At 68.0% G+C, this 16132-nt stretch carries 16 protein-coding genes; 9 read left to right on the top strand and 7 right to left on the bottom strand.

Annotated features, from left to right (window positions below; genetic code table 11):
• Positions 1-207 precede the first annotated feature (207 nt).
• The 6 genes from arsH (at position 208) to GVY41_RS16485 (ending at position 5622) form a co-directional block, all read left to right on the top strand.
• Positions 208-921, top strand: coding sequence for an arsenical resistance protein ArsH (gene arsH / locus GVY41_RS16510; protein ID WP_161348158.1), 714 nt, complete (start codon positions 208-210; stop codon positions 919-921).
• A gap of 100 nt (positions 922-1021) precedes the next feature.
• Positions 1022-1837 (top strand): cyclase family protein, encoded by an 816-nt coding sequence (locus GVY41_RS16505; protein ID WP_161348159.1) that lies wholly within the window; start codon positions 1022-1024, stop codon positions 1835-1837.
• A gap of 67 nt (positions 1838-1904) precedes the next feature.
• Complete coding sequence (locus GVY41_RS16500; protein WP_161348160.1) at positions 1905-3140, top strand: putative DNA modification/repair radical SAM protein; 1236 nt, start codon at positions 1905-1907, stop codon at positions 3138-3140.
• The gene (locus GVY41_RS16495; RefSeq protein WP_161348161.1) at positions 3140-4555 is read left to right on the top strand and encodes a UdgX family uracil-DNA binding protein; all 1416 of its coding nucleotides are present in this window, start codon (positions 3140-3142) and stop codon (positions 4553-4555) included. The genes GVY41_RS16500 and GVY41_RS16495 overlap by 1 nt, the downstream gene beginning before the upstream one ends.
• Positions 4556-4714: 159 nt before the next feature.
• On the top strand, positions 4715-5050 hold the full coding sequence (locus GVY41_RS16490) for a hypothetical protein (RefSeq protein ID WP_161348162.1): 336 nt from the start codon (positions 4715-4717) through the stop codon (positions 5048-5050).
• 113 nt (positions 5051-5163) lie between these two features.
• Complete coding sequence (locus tag GVY41_RS16485; RefSeq protein ID WP_161348163.1) at positions 5164-5622, top strand: hypothetical protein; 459 nt, start codon at positions 5164-5166, stop codon at positions 5620-5622.
• 3 nt (positions 5623-5625) lie between these two features.
• On the opposite strand, the gene GVY41_RS16480 is transcribed toward GVY41_RS16485, so the two are convergent.
• Positions 5626-6288: a DUF1523 family protein gene (locus tag GVY41_RS16480; RefSeq protein WP_161348164.1), complete on the bottom strand. Its 663-nt coding sequence runs from the start codon at positions 6286-6288 to the stop codon at positions 5626-5628.
• Between the two features lie 11 nt (positions 6289-6299).
• A complete protein-coding gene (locus GVY41_RS16475) occupies positions 6300-6578 on the bottom strand; it encodes a hypothetical protein (RefSeq protein ID WP_161348165.1) in 279 nt (92 codons plus the stop codon).
• 111 nt (positions 6579-6689) lie between these two features.
• Between GVY41_RS16475 and GVY41_RS16470 the strand changes: the two genes are divergently transcribed.
• The 3 genes from GVY41_RS16470 (at position 6690) to GVY41_RS16460 (ending at position 10198) form a co-directional block, all read left to right on the top strand.
• A complete protein-coding gene (locus GVY41_RS16470) occupies positions 6690-7970 on the top strand; it encodes an acetylornithine deacetylase/succinyl-diaminopimelate desuccinylase family protein (protein WP_161348166.1) in 1281 nt (426 codons plus the stop codon).
• Between the two features lie 297 nt (positions 7971-8267).
• Entirely contained in the window at positions 8268-9740 is a 1473-nt protein-coding gene (locus GVY41_RS16465; RefSeq protein WP_161348167.1) for an ABC transporter substrate-binding protein, read from the top strand.
• 116 nt (positions 9741-9856) lie between these two features.
• Positions 9857-10198 carry a cupin domain-containing protein gene (locus GVY41_RS16460; RefSeq protein WP_161348168.1) on the top strand — a complete coding sequence of 114 codons (342 nt, stop codon included), beginning with the start codon at positions 9857-9859 and terminating at the stop codon, positions 10196-10198.
• Between the two features lie 71 nt (positions 10199-10269).
• Here the strand turns inward: GVY41_RS16460 and GVY41_RS16455 are convergent, their stop codons facing one another.
• The 5 genes from GVY41_RS16455 to GVY41_RS16435 all read right to left on the bottom strand — a co-directional run bounded on the left by GVY41_RS16455 (position 10270) and on the right by GVY41_RS16435 (position 16119).
• Complete coding sequence (locus GVY41_RS16455) at positions 10270-11133, bottom strand: L,D-transpeptidase (RefSeq protein ID WP_308421093.1); 864 nt, start codon at positions 11131-11133, stop codon at positions 10270-10272.
• 265 nt (positions 11134-11398) lie between these two features.
• Positions 11399-12604 (bottom strand): aminopeptidase P family protein, encoded by a 1206-nt coding sequence (locus tag GVY41_RS16450; RefSeq protein WP_161656919.1) that lies wholly within the window; start codon positions 12602-12604, stop codon positions 11399-11401.
• Positions 12605-12794: 190 nt separating this feature from the next.
• Complete coding sequence (locus GVY41_RS16445; protein ID WP_161348170.1) at positions 12795-14363, bottom strand: ABC transporter ATP-binding protein; 1569 nt, start codon at positions 14361-14363, stop codon at positions 12795-12797.
• Complete coding sequence (locus GVY41_RS16440) at positions 14360-15175, bottom strand: ABC transporter permease (protein ID WP_161348171.1); 816 nt, start codon at positions 15173-15175, stop codon at positions 14360-14362. Before GVY41_RS16440 ends, GVY41_RS16445 begins: the two co-directional genes overlap by 4 nt.
• Positions 15172-16119, bottom strand: coding sequence for an ABC transporter permease (locus GVY41_RS16435; protein ID WP_161348172.1), 948 nt, complete (start codon positions 16117-16119; stop codon positions 15172-15174). The genes GVY41_RS16440 and GVY41_RS16435 overlap by 4 nt, the downstream gene beginning before the upstream one ends.
• Positions 16120-16132: the final 13 nt, after the last annotated feature.

Genomic DNA, 16132 nt, shown 5'->3' with positions numbered 1-16132 from the left:
GGACCGCCCGGGTGGGCACATGTGCCCGCCCCCGGAGGGCGGTCACATCAGAATTTCGTCGACGGCCGAAATTCTGGGCAGCGCCCTTTACCGCCGTAGCACCGAACGAGGTTCAGAGCAGACGCCCTGACCCGCCCCTTCCATGACCCCGCCCCCTTGCAGCCCCCAATCCCCCCGCCCTATCCTTCCCGCAACGAAGGACACCCCATGACCGACACCCCCCAGCTCGACGCCCATCTCCTCCCCGGCATCGACCGCGAGGCGCTGCTGACCCCCAAACTCTCCACCCACCCCCCGCGCATCCTGCTGCTCTACGGCTCGCTCCGCCCCCGCAGCTTCAGTCGTCTGACGGCCGAGGAGGCCGGCCGCATCCTCACCCGCCTCGGCGCCGAGGTGCGCTTCTTCAACCCTGCCGGCCTGCCGCTGGTCGATGACCCCGGCGCCGACCTCACCAAGGTCGAGGAACTGCGCGAGGCGGTGATGTGGTGCGAGGGGATGGTCTGGTCCTCACCCGAACGCCACGGCGCGATGACCGGCGTGATGAAGACCCAGATCGACTGGATTCCGCTGTCACTTGGCGCCGTGCGCCCGACGCAAGGCAAGACGCTGGCGGTGATGCAGGTCTCGGGCGGCTCGCAAAGCTTCAATGCGGTCAACCAGATGCGGCTGCTGGGGCGCTGGATGCGGCTGATCACCATTCCCAACCAGTCCTCTGTCGCCAAGGCCTATCAGGAGTTCGGGGAGGATGACCGCATGCGCCCCTCGCCCTATTACGATAGGATCGTGGATGTGATGGAAGAGCTGGTGAAGTTCACCCTCTTGACCCGCGACCGCGCCGGCGAGCTGGTGAACCGCTACTCCGAGCGCAAGGAAGCGGCAGAGGCGCTGGCGGCGCGGCTGAACCTTGGCAAGGCGCTGTAGGACCCGCACGGCAGGGGTGACGCGCAGGAAAAATTCTTGACCGGCGCGGCAGCGCGGGCGTCAACTCGGGGGAACATCATCACCCGAGGGGAGCCGCGAAATGTGCAATGCCTGTCTGATTGAAAACGTCAAATCCTCCATGCTCTCGCGCCGCGCGCTGTTCACCGGCGCGGCGGCGGTCACGGCGGCCAGCGTCGCCTCTGGCCTCATCTCCGCCCGCCCGGCGCTGGCGCAGGCGACGGGCAAGGTGGTGGACCTGACGCACACCTATGACAGCGACTTCCCGACCTTCGACGGCAAGCCCGGCATCTTGTTCGACGTGGACAAGACCTTCGCCGCCGATGGCTACAACCTGTTCAAGCTGACGATCTTCGAACACACCGGCACCCATATCGACACGCCGCTGCATTTCTCGGATGGCGGCACCTCGGTCGATGCGCTGCCGGTGGAAAACCTTGTCTGCCCGCTATGCATCATCGACATCACCGCGAAAGCCGCGGACGACGCGAATGCCACTGTAGAGGCCGAGGATATCGAGGCCTGGATCAGCGCCAATGGCGAGATCCCGGCGGGGGCCTGCGTCGCCATGCATTCGGGCTGGGCCGCGAAGGTAGGGGACACGACCTTCCGGGGCACTGCAGATGGCGCGCTGGCCTTCCCGGGCTTCGGCAAATCCGCGACCGACCTGCTGATGGAAACCGGGGCGGCGTCGATCGGGGTGGATACCATGTCGCTCGACCCCGGCAATTCCGCCGATTTCGCAGTGCATTATTCGTGGCTGCCCTCCGGTCGCTTCGGGATCGAGGGGCTGGCGAACCTCGACCAGCTGCCCGCCACGGGGGCCACGGTCTTCATCGGCGCGCCCAAGCATCGCGGCGGTACCGGTGGCCCGGCGCGGGTGATGGCGATGCTCTGACGCAGTCGTGACGGCGGCCCGAGCGACGGTTCTTGCCCTGCAAGGGGCAAGAACGTAAAAAGAACATATGTCCAAGCTCTCCCTCGACAGCAAACTCGCCATCCTCTCCGACGCCGCCCGCTATGACGCCTCCTGCGCGTCGAGCGGCACCACGCGGCGCGATTCCAAGGATGGCAAGGGGCTTGGCTCCACCGAGGGCTCGGGCATCTGCCACGCCTATGCGCCGGATGGCCGCTGCATCAGCCTGCTCAAGATCCTGATGACCAATTTCTGCATCTACGACTGCGCCTATTGCGTGAACCGGGTCTCCTCCAACACGCCCCGAGCCCGCTTCAGCGTCGAGGAGGTCGTCAGCCTGACCATCGAGTTCTACCGGCGCAACTACATCGAAGGGCTGTTCCTCTCCTCGGGCATCATCCGCTCGCCCGATGCCACAATGGAAGACATGGTCCGCATCGCCCGTACCCTGCGCGAGCAACACCAGTTCCGCGGCTACATCCACCTGAAAACCATCCCCGATGCCGCGCCAGAGCTGATCGAGCAGGCGGGGCTCTATGCCGACCGGCTGTCGATGAATGTGGAACTGCCGACCGATGCCAGCGTTGCGGCCTATGCGCCGGAAAAGAACCCCGCCACCATCCGCCGCGCGATGGGCGAGTTCCGCAGCCGCAAGGAAGCCAGCACCGACCGCAGCCACACCGGCAAGCGCCCGCCGCGCTTTGCCCCGGCCGGGCAATCGACGCAGATGATCGTGGGGGCGGACCTGTCCACCGACGCCACGATCCTTGGCACCGCGACACGGCTTTATGGCGATTACCGGCTGAAGCGGGTCTATTACTCCGCCTTCTCGCCGATCCCCGATGCCGCCGCCGCGCTACCGCTGATCCGCCCCCCTTTGCAGCGCGAACACCGGCTGTATCAGGCCGACTGGCTGCTGCGCTTCTACGGCTTCAACCTCGCCGAGATCACCGGCGCGCGGGCCGATGGCAATCTGGACCTCGAGATCGACCCCAAGCTGGCCTGGGCGCTGGCGAACCGGCATCACTTCCCGCTCGACGTGAACCGGGCACCGAAGGAGATGCTGTTGCGGGTGCCGGGCTTCGGCACCAAGACCGTGGGGCGCATCCTCGCCACGCGCAGCCACCGGACCCTGCGCCATGACGATCTGGCCCGAATGGGCGCTGCGATGAAGAAGGCCCGCGCCTTCATCACCCTTAAGGACTGGAGCCCCGGCGCGCTGACAGACTCGGCGGGCCTGCGCGCCCGCTTTGCGCCGCCGCCCGAGCAGCTGTCGCTGTTCTGATGCAGGCGGTGACCCTGCCCCCCATCGGCACCGACACCGCCTGGCGCAACGCTGCGCGGGCGCTGCTGGCCGCCCGCACCCCGCCCGAGGACGTGCTGTGGCACTTCGGCGAGGCCGCGCCGCAGCTGTTCGACGCGGCCCCGCTTGCCCCCGCCGATGCGCCCCCGATCAAGGTGCCCGCCAGCTTCGTCGCCCTGGCGGATACCGTCGTCTGGCACAGCGACCCCGAGCGCTTTGCCCGGCTCTACGCCCTGCTGTGGCGGCTGCCGCACACCCCCGGCCTGATGACCGACCGCGGCGATCCCGCCCTTGCGCGGCTCAGGGCGCTGGAAAAGAACGTGCAGCGCTGCAAGCACAAGATGAAGGCCTTCGTCCGCTTCCGCGACATCGGCCCGCCCGATGCGCCCCGCCGCCGCTTCGCCGCCTGGTTCGAGCCGACGCATCACACGGTGGAACCCACCGCCCCCTTCTTCGCCCGCCGCTTCGCCGATATGGACTGGATGATCGCCACCCCCGACATCACCGCGCGCTTCGAGAATGGCACGCTGAGCTTCGCTTCCGGCCTCCCCCGCCCCGACCTGCCGGAGGATGCGACGGAAGAGCTGTGGGGCACCTATTTCTGCAACATCTTCAACCCGGCGCGGGTGAAGATTTCCGCCATGACCTCGGAAATGCCGCGCAAATACTGGAAGAACCTGCCCGAGGCGAAGCATATTCCCGGCCTTCTGGCCGGGGCCGAGGCCCGCGTGCGCGAGATGCAGGACAAGGGGCCAAGCCTGCCCCCGGCGCGGGCGGCGAAGATCTTGCAGCAGTTGCACGCGCCTGCGCTGGCGCAAACGCTGGACGATCTGCGCGCGCGGGCGGAGGCCGAGAACCGCACCCCGCTCCCGAACCGCGGCCGCATCGTGCTTGGCGAGGGCCCCGCCAATGCCCGCCTGATGATCGTCGGCGAACAGCCCGGCGACATTGAGGACCAGCAGGGCCGCCCCTTCGTCGGCCCCGCCGGGCAGCTCTTCGACCGCATCGCCCAAGAGGCGGGCCTCGACCGCGCCACCGCCTATGTCACCAACGCCGTCAAGCGTTTCGGCTTCACCGAGCGTGGCAAGCGCCGCATCCACCAGGCGCCCGAGCGCAGCGATATCGAGCACACCCGCTGGTGGATCGACTCTGAAATCCGCATCGTGCAGCCCGCGCTGATCCTCGCCATGGGGGCCACGGCGGCCCGGATGCTCACCGGCAATGGCACCGGCATCCTCGCCCGCCGCAGCCGCATCGAGGACACGCCCGCCGGCCCCGTCTTCCTGACCGTCCACCCCAGCTACCTGCTCCGCCTGCCCGACCCCGCGCAGGCGCAGGACGAAACCGCCCGCTTCCGCGAAGACCTCGCCGCCGTCCGCGCCCTGATGGCCGCCTGACCCGGCCAAGTCCCGCCGATCCTTGCACCGCCACCCGGCGAGGTTCCGCGCATCGGGCGCGCCGTGCTCCGCCATGTTTTGCGATGCAATCGCCTCGGTGTTACGCCCGCGAGATAGAAGCCCCGACAGGGGGCCCTCCGGCAACAAGGAACATGCGGCATGGATACAGACGACACGCCCAAGACCCTGCCCGAAGCCGAGAACGCGCCAGTGCCAGAGGCGGCCCCACAGCCGACCCCGGAACTGCGCTTCCTGACCGAGCCTGACGCCCGTTTCCTGATCTCGCACCTCGCCAGCATCGACCATGTGACGGTGCGAGTGCTTGGCGAGCATCCCGATGCCGGCCCCGAAGTGACCGCCTTCCTGCGCGCCTCGGGCTATGAGGTGCGCCAGGAAACGCTGGGGCGCATGGTGCCGCCGCCGCTGACCCGCTTCGCACTGCGCTATCAGGGCAAGACCGCCACGCTGACCGTCGCGCCCGCCGTTCCGTCCTGACCCCGCCTTGCGGCCCCGCAGCACAAAGATTGCCGCATTCGCAAGCGGGCCTTAAAGCTTGCGCGGTAACGAGTGAAGATGCGGCGATTCTGCCGCGCGTTGGGTGGTCAGGGATGGGGTCAGGCGGTCAAGGCACCGAAGAGCCGGTGTGTGCGTTTGCGGCGGGCACCGATGACTCTCCGCCCGAGGCGGCCCCGCCCTTGCCGGCGCCCCGCCAAACACCGCTCGAGGCCCCGGTGATCCTCGACCGGATCGACGCGATGACCCGCCATGCCATCGAAACCTTGCTGGACGGCCCGGACGGCTGGCGCCCGCTGGGCCGCGATCTGGTCGCCCGCTGGCCCGAGGCCCGGGCGCTGGAACTGATCTTCGCCATTGTCAGCGCCGCCGAAGCCATCGAGACGATGTTCGCGCCCGGCAGCCCCGCCCTTGCAAGCGCCGCGGCGGGCTACAAGGTGGCGGCACTGCTGGGGGTCGATCTCTTCGCCATGCAAAGCCTTGGCCTGCCGCATCACGCCGCGGCCGATTTCATCGCCTATTGGCGCAGCGATCCGTGGTTCCGACTGGTCTGAGCCTTAGCCGCCAAGGCTGCGCAGCCAGGCCTTGAACCGGCCCCAACTGGTGCGCGCCCCGCGCCGGGCATCGCCCGCGCGGTCCCCCGCATCGGTCCAGGCCTCTCCCGCGGTGCCGAACATCGGGTCCAGCGTCCGCTCGCGGAACTGCAGCCACATCCGCCGCAGCATGATCCCGGCCACGGCCAGCAGCGTCAGGATCACGATATTGGCCCAGGGGATGATCCGCTCATCCGGCCCGTCCGCCAGCCGCACGCCGACAGCGTTCGGGAAGATCGTGAAGAACTCGTTGCGCCAGCCGTAATGCGTGACAACCACCCAGCGCGGCGCGGCCGAGGTCGACCGCAGGTCCGAGGCCTCGGTCTGCAGGTTGTAGCTGTCGAACTTGAAATAGGGCGGCCATATCCAGCCGGTATCCTCGTTCCGATAGACCATCGGGCGGCCGTTCTGGCGGATCGTCTCGATGAACTTCACATCCCGCGTCGGTTGCGCCGTTCCGGTTCCGGCATCGGCCGAGGCCCAGAAGATCGAATTGTCGCCAAAGTCGATGCGCCGCGTCTCGGTATCGGTGATGCGCACGATGTCATGCTGCGGCAGCACGTAATGCAGGAAGCCAAAGACCGTCAGCACGATCAGGGTGTAGAAGGTCCACTTGACGTATTTCATGCCCACGCGCCCTACGAATAATTGTTCAACCAGATCAGAAAGATGACCACCAGCGCCGGCACCACGTAGACCAGCCCGATCAACCGCCGCCTCAGGCCACGCTCATAGGCGCGCATCCCGTCCCTGATATAGGCATCCCGGCCCTCGGGCGCAGCCCCCTCGGCGACCTCTTCCTCCCATCGCCTCTCCAGCGCCTCGCGCCGGACTGATCGGGAATAGACCGAGATCAGCCAATAGATCACGGTCAGCACCACGAAGCCGATCGCGGCAAGGCGCAGGAAGGCGATCATCCGGGTCTCCATCAAGTCCCCCGCCTTATGCCGCAATCGCCCCTTCCCGTCATCCGGTTTCCACTGGCGTTTGCCATTGCCGCCGCCGATCCGCACTACTAGCCTTGCGCCATGACCCATCCCCTCACCGCCCCGCTGAAAGCCGAGATCGCCCGCCGCGAGGGCGATCTGATCCGCCTTACGCAAGACCTGATCCGCATCCCGACGCTGAACCCGCCGGGCCGCAACTACCGGCAGGTCTGCGACTATCTGGCCGCGCGGTTGGAGGCGTCGGGCTTCACCTGCACCCTGCTGCGCGCCGAAGGCGCCCCCGGCGACAGCGAGACCTATCCGCGCTGGAACCTTGTTGCCCGCCGGATGGGAACGCGCCCCGGCGACTGCGTGCATTTCAACGGCCACCATGACGTGGTTGAGGTCGGCCACGGCTGGACCCGCGATCCCTTTGGCGGCGAGCTTCACGATGGCCGCATCTACGGCCGCGGCGCCTGCGACATGAAGGGCGGCATCGCCGCCAGCATCATCGCCGCCGAGGCCTTCCTCGCGCTCTGCCCCGACTTCGCCGGCAGCATCGAAATCTCGGCCACCGCCGATGAGGAATCGGGCGGCTTCGGCGGCGTCGCCTGGCTGGCGCAGAACGGCTGGTTCGACAACGTCCAGCACGTGCTGATCCCCGAGCCGCTGCACAAGGACCGCATCTGCCTTGGCCATCGCGGCGTCTGGTGGGCCGAGGTCGAAACCCGCGGCCGCATCGCCCACGGCTCCATGCCCTTCCTGGGCGATTCCGCCATCCGCCACATGGGCGCCGTGCTGGAGGAAATCGAGCGCACTTTGTACCCCCTCCTCGCCGGCAAGCGCACCGCCATGCCGGTGATCCCCGAAGGCGCGCGGCAATCCACGCTCAACATCAACTCCATCCACGGCGGCGAGGCGGAGCCGGAGCCCGGCTATACCGGCCTGCCCGCGCCCTGCGTCGCCGACCGCTGCCGCATCATCCTCGACCGCCGCTTCCTGATCGAGGAAGAGGTGGGCGAGGTGAAGGCCGAGGTCACCGCCCTCTTGGAACGGGTGAAGGCCACCCGCCCGAGCTTCGAGTATGAGGTCCGCGACCTCTTCGAGGTGCAACCCAGCATGACCGACCGCGAAGCCCCCGTGGTGCAGGCCACCGCCCGCGCCATCGCCTCGGTTCTGGGGGCCGAGGCCGCCTATGTCGTCTCGCCCGGCACCTATGACCAGAAGCATATCGACCGCATCGGGAGGCTGAAGAACTGCATCGCCTACGGACCGGGCGTGCTCGACCTCGCCCACCAGCCCGACGAGTGGATCGGCGTGCAGGACATGATGGACAGCGCCGCGGTGATGGGGCTGGTGCTGGCGGAGTTGCTGGAAGCCTGAGCCTTTTGCCCGGAACAAGGCGCTTCAGCGCCGCCGGGCAGCGCCCGTCCGCCCCCTCGGGCGGGCGCTCCCAACCGTCGTGCCTAGAAATTCGGTGGAGGTAAACCGCACCATAAAGCGCCTGGAACCACTGTTGCTCGCCCACCCGGCGGACGGGCACTGCCCTCTGACGGCGCAAACCACGTCCCGGGCAAACGCCCCCACCAACACCCTTGACCCGCAGCGCCCCGCAGTAGAACATCCCCGCCAAGCCCGACCCGGGCCGCCTCGATGCCCGAACGAAAGGAACTGCCCTTCATGTCCCGCACCCTGCCCTCCCTCCTCGCCCTCGCGCTCAGCGCCGGTGCGGCGCTTGCTGCGCCCCCGGACAGCCTTACCCTCGGCATGGTGCTGGAGCCGCCGAACCTCGACCCCACCGCCGGCGCGGCGGCGGCGATTGACGAGGTGGTCTATGCCAACCTCTTCGAGGGCCTCACCCGCTTCGGCCCCGATGGCACGATCCTGCCCGGCCTGGCGACGAGCTGGGATGTGGAGGGCGACGGCAAGGTCTGGACCTTCCATCTGGCGGAGGGGGTGACCTTCCATGACGGCACCACCTTCGATGCCGAAGACGTTGCCTTCAGCCTCGAGCGTGCCCGCGCCGAGGACAGCGCCAATGCGCAGAAGGCGCTCTTCGCCTCCATCGAGACGGTGGAAGTGCTGGACCCGGCCACGGTGCGCGTGACCCTGTCGGCCCCCAATGCCGCCTTCGACTTCAACCTCGCCTGGGGCGATGCGGTGATCCTGGCGCCCGAAACCGCCGACAGTGCGGCGACCGCGCCCGTCGGCACCGGCCCGTTCAGGCTGGCCGAATGGGTGCAGGGCGACCATGTCCGGCTTGAGGCCTACGACGGCTACTGGGGCGAGAAACCGGCGCTGACCAGCGCCACCTTCCGCTTCATCCCGGACCCGACCGCCGCCTTCGCCGCGATGATGGCCGGCGATATCGACGCCTTCCCGAACTTCCCCGCGCCCGAGACGCTGGCCCAGCTTGGGGCCGATCCGCGCTTCAAGGTGATCGTCGGCAGCACCGAAGGCGAGACGATCCTGGCGATGAACAACGCGCTGGCGCCGCTGGACAACCCCTTGGTCCGCGAGGCCATCGCCCATGCCGTGAACCGGCAGGACGTGATCGACGGCGCGATGTTCGGCTATGGCACCCCCATTGGCACCCATTTCGCGCCGCACAATCCCGACTATGTCGACCTGATCGCGCAGTCGGAATATGACCCCGAAAAGGCCCGCCAGCTTCTGGCCGAGGCAGGCGCCGAGGGCCTGACCCTGCGCCTCGCCCTGCCGCCACCCACCTATGCCCGCCGCGGCGGCGAGATCATCGCGGCGCAGCTGCGCGAGGTCGGGATCGAGACCGAGGTCAGCAACCTCGAATGGGCGCAGTGGCTGGAACAGGTGTTCAAGGGCCGCGACTTCGACCTGACCATCATCAGCCATGTCGAGCCGATGGACATCAACATCTACGCCCGGCCGGACTACTACTTCAGCTATGCCAAGCCCGAATTCGTGGCGATCATGGACCAGCTGGCGCTGACCACCGACGCTGCTGCGCGGTCGGACCTGCTGAAGCAGGCACAGACGATGATCGCCGAGGATCACGTCAACGCCTATCTCTTCCAGCTCGCCAAGACCGGCGTCGCCGATGCCCGGCTGGAAGGGCTCTGGGAGAACTCGCCGACCCCCGCCAACGACCTTACCAGGGTGCGCTGGACTGAGTGACAGGGCGGGCGGGCTGCCGGCCCGCCCCCAAATCGCCCCCGAAATCGTATGCATGCAAACCATATGGTTTCTGCATGCTTTCCATATGCTTTCCACATGCCCTTCCGGAGCCCCGAATGACCCACTTCCTGCGCCTCGACCGTGCCACCGTCCCGCCCGAGGTCGACCGCCCAGACCCCTCGCTGGTCCTCGCCGGCGACCCCGTCCACACCACTTGGCTGCATGAGGAACGCGGCACGCTCTATGCCGGCATGTGGCAGACCACCCCCGGCATCTGGAAGGTGGACTACTCGGAATGGGAGTATGTCCACATCCTCTCCGGCACCTCGATCCTGACGGAAGAGGGCGGCGCGGCACAGACCCTGACCGCCGGCGACAGCTTCCTGATCCGCCCCGGGTTCAAGGGCACCTGGGAATGCGTGGACACCACGCTGAAGGATTTCGTCATCCTGGAATGACGGCAACCCCCTGACGCGCAACGAAAAAGGCCGCCCAACCGGGCGGCCTTTCTATCTGTCAGCTGCGTCGCTCAGTTCGAGACGATCCCTTGTGCGGCCAGCGCATCGGTGCTGCCGATGCTGTTCTCGCCGCTGATGCCGGATTGCGCCACGAAGGGCTCCCACGGGGTGATCCCGGCGCGGATCTGGTCCTGCACCTCGACCGGCAGCGAGTCCATGCGGACCATCAGCCCGCTCGGCCCCTCGACCATCTCGCCTTCCTGCGCGATGGATTCCGCCAGCGTGCGCACCTTCACCGGCGATCCCATCTCGACCCGCTCATAAAGGTCCAGAATGTCCTGATTGAACAGGCGGATACACCCTGCAGACGTCGCCCGCCCGATGGTGGAGGAGTTGTTGGTGCCATGGATCCGGTAATAGGTATCCTTGCCCCCGCGATAAAGGTACAGCGCCCGCGCCCCCAAGGGGTTGTCGAGCCCGCCCGGCAGCCCGCCCGCATAGGGGCCATAGACGTCGGGGTCGCGGCGGATCATGTTCGCGGTCGGCGTCCATCCCGGCCAGTCGGCCTTGCGGCTGACCACGGCCGAGCCGGTGAAGCCCCGGCCTTCGCGGCCGACGGCGATACCATAGCGGGTGGCAAGCCCGCCCTCTTCCACATAGTACAGCACCCGCGCATGCGGATCGACGACGATGGTCCCGGGCCGTTCCGGGCCCGCGTAAGACACGGTCTGGCGGGCATTGCCCCCGGTCAGATAGCCGGGATCAACGGCAGGGATCAGGTATTCGCCATCCTGCACCGACTGATACATCGCCACCACTTCGGGCGGCGGACCCGACGGTGCAATGGCGGCAGGGCCGGAGCCGCCGCCACAGGCAGCCAGCGCAAGCAGGGACATTACGGCAAGGGCGGAACGAAGGCGGGCAGCGGGCAGCAGGATCACGCGCGGTTTCCTTTCAGATCGTCAAGCGTTCCCGGCATGCAGCAGGCTCCCCCGAACCCATCCCGGCAACCGCCCTATCAGCGCATCCCCCCTCGCCCCGTCAACCCCTTACGGCGCGCAGCCCCCGAAAAAGGCCTCCGCGCGATGCATGAAGGCCTCCACCAATCCGTGATCGCCCGCCCCCCCTTTTGCCTTTTCCAAATATCCTCGGGGGGCACGGGGGGCAGAAGGCCCCCCGCCGCCTGCCCAGCACGCGCCTTCAGCCAACCACGTTGAACCCGGGACCGTAAGGATAGCCGGTGATGTTCTCGTTGCCGTCTTCGGTGATGACCAGGATGTCATGTTCGCGGTAGCCGCCCGCCCCCGGCTGGCCCTCGGGCAGCGTCAGCATCGGCTCCATAGAGATCACCATCCCCGGTTCCAGCACCGTGTCGATATCCTCGCGCAGCTCCAGCCCCGCCTCGCGGCCGTAGTAGTGCGACAGGATGCCGAAGGAATGGCCATAGCCGAAGGTGCGGTATTGCAGCAGGTCGCGCTCGGCCAGGAAGCTGTTGATCTTGGCCGTCACCTCGGCGCAGCTGGCGCCGGGCAGCAGCAGGCCCATGCCGTATTCATGCGCGGCCACATTCGCCTCCCAGATCTTCAGGCTGGCCGCATCCACCTCGCCCACGAACATCGTGCGCTCCAACGCGGTGTAATAGCCCGAGATCATCGGGAAGCAGTTGAGGCTGAGGATATCGCCCCGCCGCAGCTTGCGGTTCGTCACCGGGTTATGGGCGCCGTCGGTGTTCTGCCCCGACTGGAACCAGACCCAGGTGTCGCGGTATTCGGCATCCGGAAAGCGGCGGGCAATCTCGGCCTCCATCGCATCGCGCCCTGCCATCGCCACCTCCAGCTCGGTCGCGCCCACCTTCACCGCGGCGCGGATCGCGTGGCCGCCGTGGTCGGCAACCGCCGTGCCCTGCCGGATCAGCGCGATTTCCGCCTCGGACTTGGTCATCCGCTGCGCCATCGTCGCGGGGGCGATGTCCATACCGCGTTTCGGCTGCAAGAAGTGGTTCAGTTTCTCGGCCTGCACCATCGTCAGGTGATCGGCCTCGCAGCCCACCGCCTTGCCGGTGCCGGCCACCGAGGCGACCACCCGCCAGAAGTTGTCGCGCTGCCAGTCAGTATAGGTGATGTTGTCGCCGTGGCTGCGCCGCCAGGGCTGGCCGGCGTCGATGCCGGCAGAGATGGTGATGCACTCGGTGGCCGTCACCACGCAGGCATAGGGCCGCCCGAACGAGCAATAGAGGAAGCCCGAGTAATAGGCGACGTTGTGCATCGAGGTCAGCACCACGGCATCCAGCCCGTGCAGCTCCATGATGTCATGCAGCCCGGCAAGGCGGGCCTCGTATTCCTCGGGCGCGAAGGGCAGCGCGGCTTTCTCGCCATTGTGGAAGCGGTAGCTGTCGGGACGGTTCAGCGTCATGGTCAGACCTCTGGGATGGGTCCGCAGCAGTTCCGGACCCCGAAAGATCCCGGCGTTCAGGACGGTTGCAGCTCTGCCGCAAGCAACGGGCTGGCCCAAAAGGACCAAGCCCTGCGGCGACGCCATCGCCGCGGCTCGGGTGCAATATTGGCGCAATGGCCGCGCCGCGCAAGCCGGAAAAGCGCTATCCCGGCAGGCGCGGCGCCGCGGCCAGCAGGCTGCGCGTATAGGCATGGGCGGGGGCGGACAGCACCTGTTCGGTCGGCCCCGCCTCGACAATCCGCCCCGCCTGCATCACCATCACCCGGTCGGTGATCGCCCGCACCACGGCAAGGTCGTGGCTGACGAACAGGTAAGACAGCCCGTGGCTTTCCTGCAGCGCCGCCAGCAGGTCCAGGACCTGCGCGCGCACCCGCACGTCCAGCGCGCTCACCGCCTCATCCAGCACGATCAGCGCCGGCCGGGTGATCAGCGCGCGGGCGATGGCGATGCGCTGACGCTGGCCGCCGGAGAATTCGTGGATATGGCGGCGGGCATCCTCGGGGCGCAGCCCCACCTCCACCAGCGCCGCCGCCACCCGGTCCCGCCAATCGGCCGGGCGCGCGGGCAGCAGGTGGAAGGGCTCGGCCACCAGCCGCTCCACCCGCCAGCGCGGATCGAAGCTGCCATAGGGATCCTGGAATACGGCTTGCAATCCGGCCCGCATCGCCCGGGGCATGGTGGGCGAGACCGCCTGCCCGGCAAGGGTGATGCTGCCGCCCTGCACTGGATCAAGCCCCAGGATCGCCCGCGTCAGCGTGGACTTCCCGCAGCCGGATTCGCCGACCAGCCCCAGACTCTCGCCCCGGGTCAGGGTGAAGCTGACCCCGTCCACCGCCCGCAGCACCTTGTGCGGGGCAAAGGGCGAGGGCCGTGGCAGCAGATACTCGCGCCGCACATCGCGCAGCTCCAGCAGCGGTTCGGTGCTGACGGAGGGTACCCGCTGCGGCACATGGGCAGAGGCGGCGAAGAGCGCGCGGGTGTAGTCCGCGGCGGGGGCGCGGAACAGCTGCCCGGTCGGCCCCGTCTCCACCACCTGCCCCGCCTGCATCACCGCAACGCGGGCCGTGCGGCCCGCCACCACCGCCAGATCATGGGTGATCAGCAGCAGTGCCATCCGCTCGTCTTCCACCAGATCCTGCAGCAGGTCGAGGATCTGCGCCTGCGTCGTCACGTCCAGCGCCGTCGTCGGCTCATCCGCGATCAGCAGCGCCGGGCGCAGCGCGATGGCCAAAGCGATGCAGACCCGCTGGCGCTGCCCGCCCGACAGCTCATGCGGGTAGAGCCCGAGGCCAAACCGAGCCTCCGGCAGGCCAACCCGGTCCAGCCGCTTGCGGGCAATCGCCAGCGCCTCGGACCTTGTGGCCGCGCCATGGGTGGTCAGTGTCTCGGCCACCTGATCGCCGATGGTCTTCATCGGGTTCAGCGCCGTCATCGGTTCCTGAAAGATCATCCCGATCCGCGCGCCGCGAATGCGGCACAGATCGCGCTCGCGCAGGGCCAGCAGGTCTTGCCCCTCGAACTCCGCCCGCCCCGTGGCCCTCGCCCCCGCCGGCAGCAGCCCCATCAACGCCAGCGCTGTCATCGACTTGCCCGACCCGCTCTCGCCGACCAGCCCCAGCGTCTCGCCCGGCTCCAGCGCCAGCGACACGTCCGACAGCACCGGCACGGTGCCGATGCGGACCGAGAGGTTGTCGAGCCGCAGCAACGTCATGCGCCCCGCCCCCGGCTGCGCGGGTCCAGCGCATCGCGCAGCCCGTCGCCCAGCAGGTTCAGCCCCAGCACGGTGAAGACGATCGCCAGCCCCGGGAACAGCGCCACATGCGGCGCCAGCGTCACCATCGTCTGCGCCTCTGCCAGCATCCGGCCCCAGCTGGCGGTGGGCGGCTGCGCGCCAAGGCCGACATAGGACAGGCCCGCCTCGGCCAGGATGCCAAGGCTGAACTGGATGGTCCCCTGCACGATCAAGAGGTTGGCGATGTTGGGCAGGATATGCTCGGCCGAGATCCGGGCCGTGCCCTTGCCCGCCACCCGCGCCGCGCGGATGTAGTCCAGCGTCCAGAGACCAAGCGCGCCGCCGCGCGCGACCCGGGCAAAGACCGGGATGTTGAAGATGCCGATGGCAAGGATCGCGTTCAGCGCCGAGGGGCCGAAGACGGCGGTGATCAGGATGGCGATGACCAGCGAGGGGAAGGCGAAGATCAGGTCATTGCCGCGCATGATGACCTCATCGAGCCAGCCGCCAGAGCGGGCGGCGGCGATCAGGCCAAGCGGCACACCGATGGTGATGCCGATGCCGACCGCGACCAACGCCACGGCGATGGAGGTGCGCGCTCCGGCCATCAGCATGGACCCGATGTCACGCCCGAAATGGTCGGTGCCCAGCCAATGCGCGGCCGAGGGGCCTTGCAGCTTGGCCGCGATATCCAGCGCGCCGATGTCGTAGGGTGTCCAGACCAGCGACAGCCCCGCCGCCAGCAGCGCGGCGAGGGTCAGGACGGCACCTAGAAGCAATTGCGGCCTCATCCGCGGCGCCTCAGGCGCGGGTCGACCAGCGCGTATGCGATATCGGTGGCGAAGGTCACAAGGATCACCGCGAAGACGAGGATCATCACCACCGATTCCACCACGATCAGGTCGCGCTGTGTGATTGCCTGAAAGATCAGCCGGCCAAGCCCCGGAAGATAAAACACATTCTCGATGATGATTGCCCCGGCCAGCAGGAACGAGAACTGCATCCCGAGGATGGTCAGCACCGGCACCAGCGCGTTGCGCAGGGCGTGGTGGGTCAGCGCGCGGCTTCGGGTTAGGCCCTTGGCGCGGGCGGTGCGGATATAGTCCTGCTCCAGCGTCTCGATCAGGGCCGAGCGCAGGACGCGGGCGAGGATGGCCGCCTGCGGCAGGGCGAGGGCGATGGACGGCAGAGCCAGGGCCTTGAAAGCAGGCACAATTCCCGCATCCCAGCCGGGGAAGCCGCCGGCGGGAAGCCAGCGGAGGTTGACGGCGAAGATCAGCACCAGGAGCATGGCGAACCAGAAGTTCGGCACTGCGATGCCAAGCTGCGTGAGCCCCATCACCGCGCTGTCGCTGGCACGGCCGCGGCGGGCGGCGGCGTGGAGGCCGACGGGCAGCGCGATGGCGGTGGACAGCGCCAGCGCCAGCAGCGCCAGCGGCAGCGATACCGCCATCCGGTCGGCGACGAGATCGGCGACGGGCACCTTGTAAGTGTATGAAATCCCTAAATCTCCGGTCAGCATTCCGCCAAGCCAGGAAAGGTATCGGGCGGGCAGCGAGCCCGTCAGCCCCAGCGTTTCGCGCAGGGCCTCCACGGTCTCGGGACTGGCGTTCAGGCCGAGCATGAAGGCGGCCGGATCGCCCGGGATCACCTCGATCACCGCAAAGACCACGAGGCTGGCCACGATCAGGCTGAGCACGAGGGCAAGCAGGCGGCGGGCGAGGAAGCGCAGCATCGGGACCTTTCGA

Source organism: Frigidibacter albus (assembly GCF_009908165.1).
GTDB lineage: Bacteria > Pseudomonadota > Alphaproteobacteria > Rhodobacterales > Rhodobacteraceae > Frigidibacter > Frigidibacter albus.
Note: the sequence above shows the minus strand (reverse complement) of the source record. Positions and strands in the feature narration are given on the sequence as shown.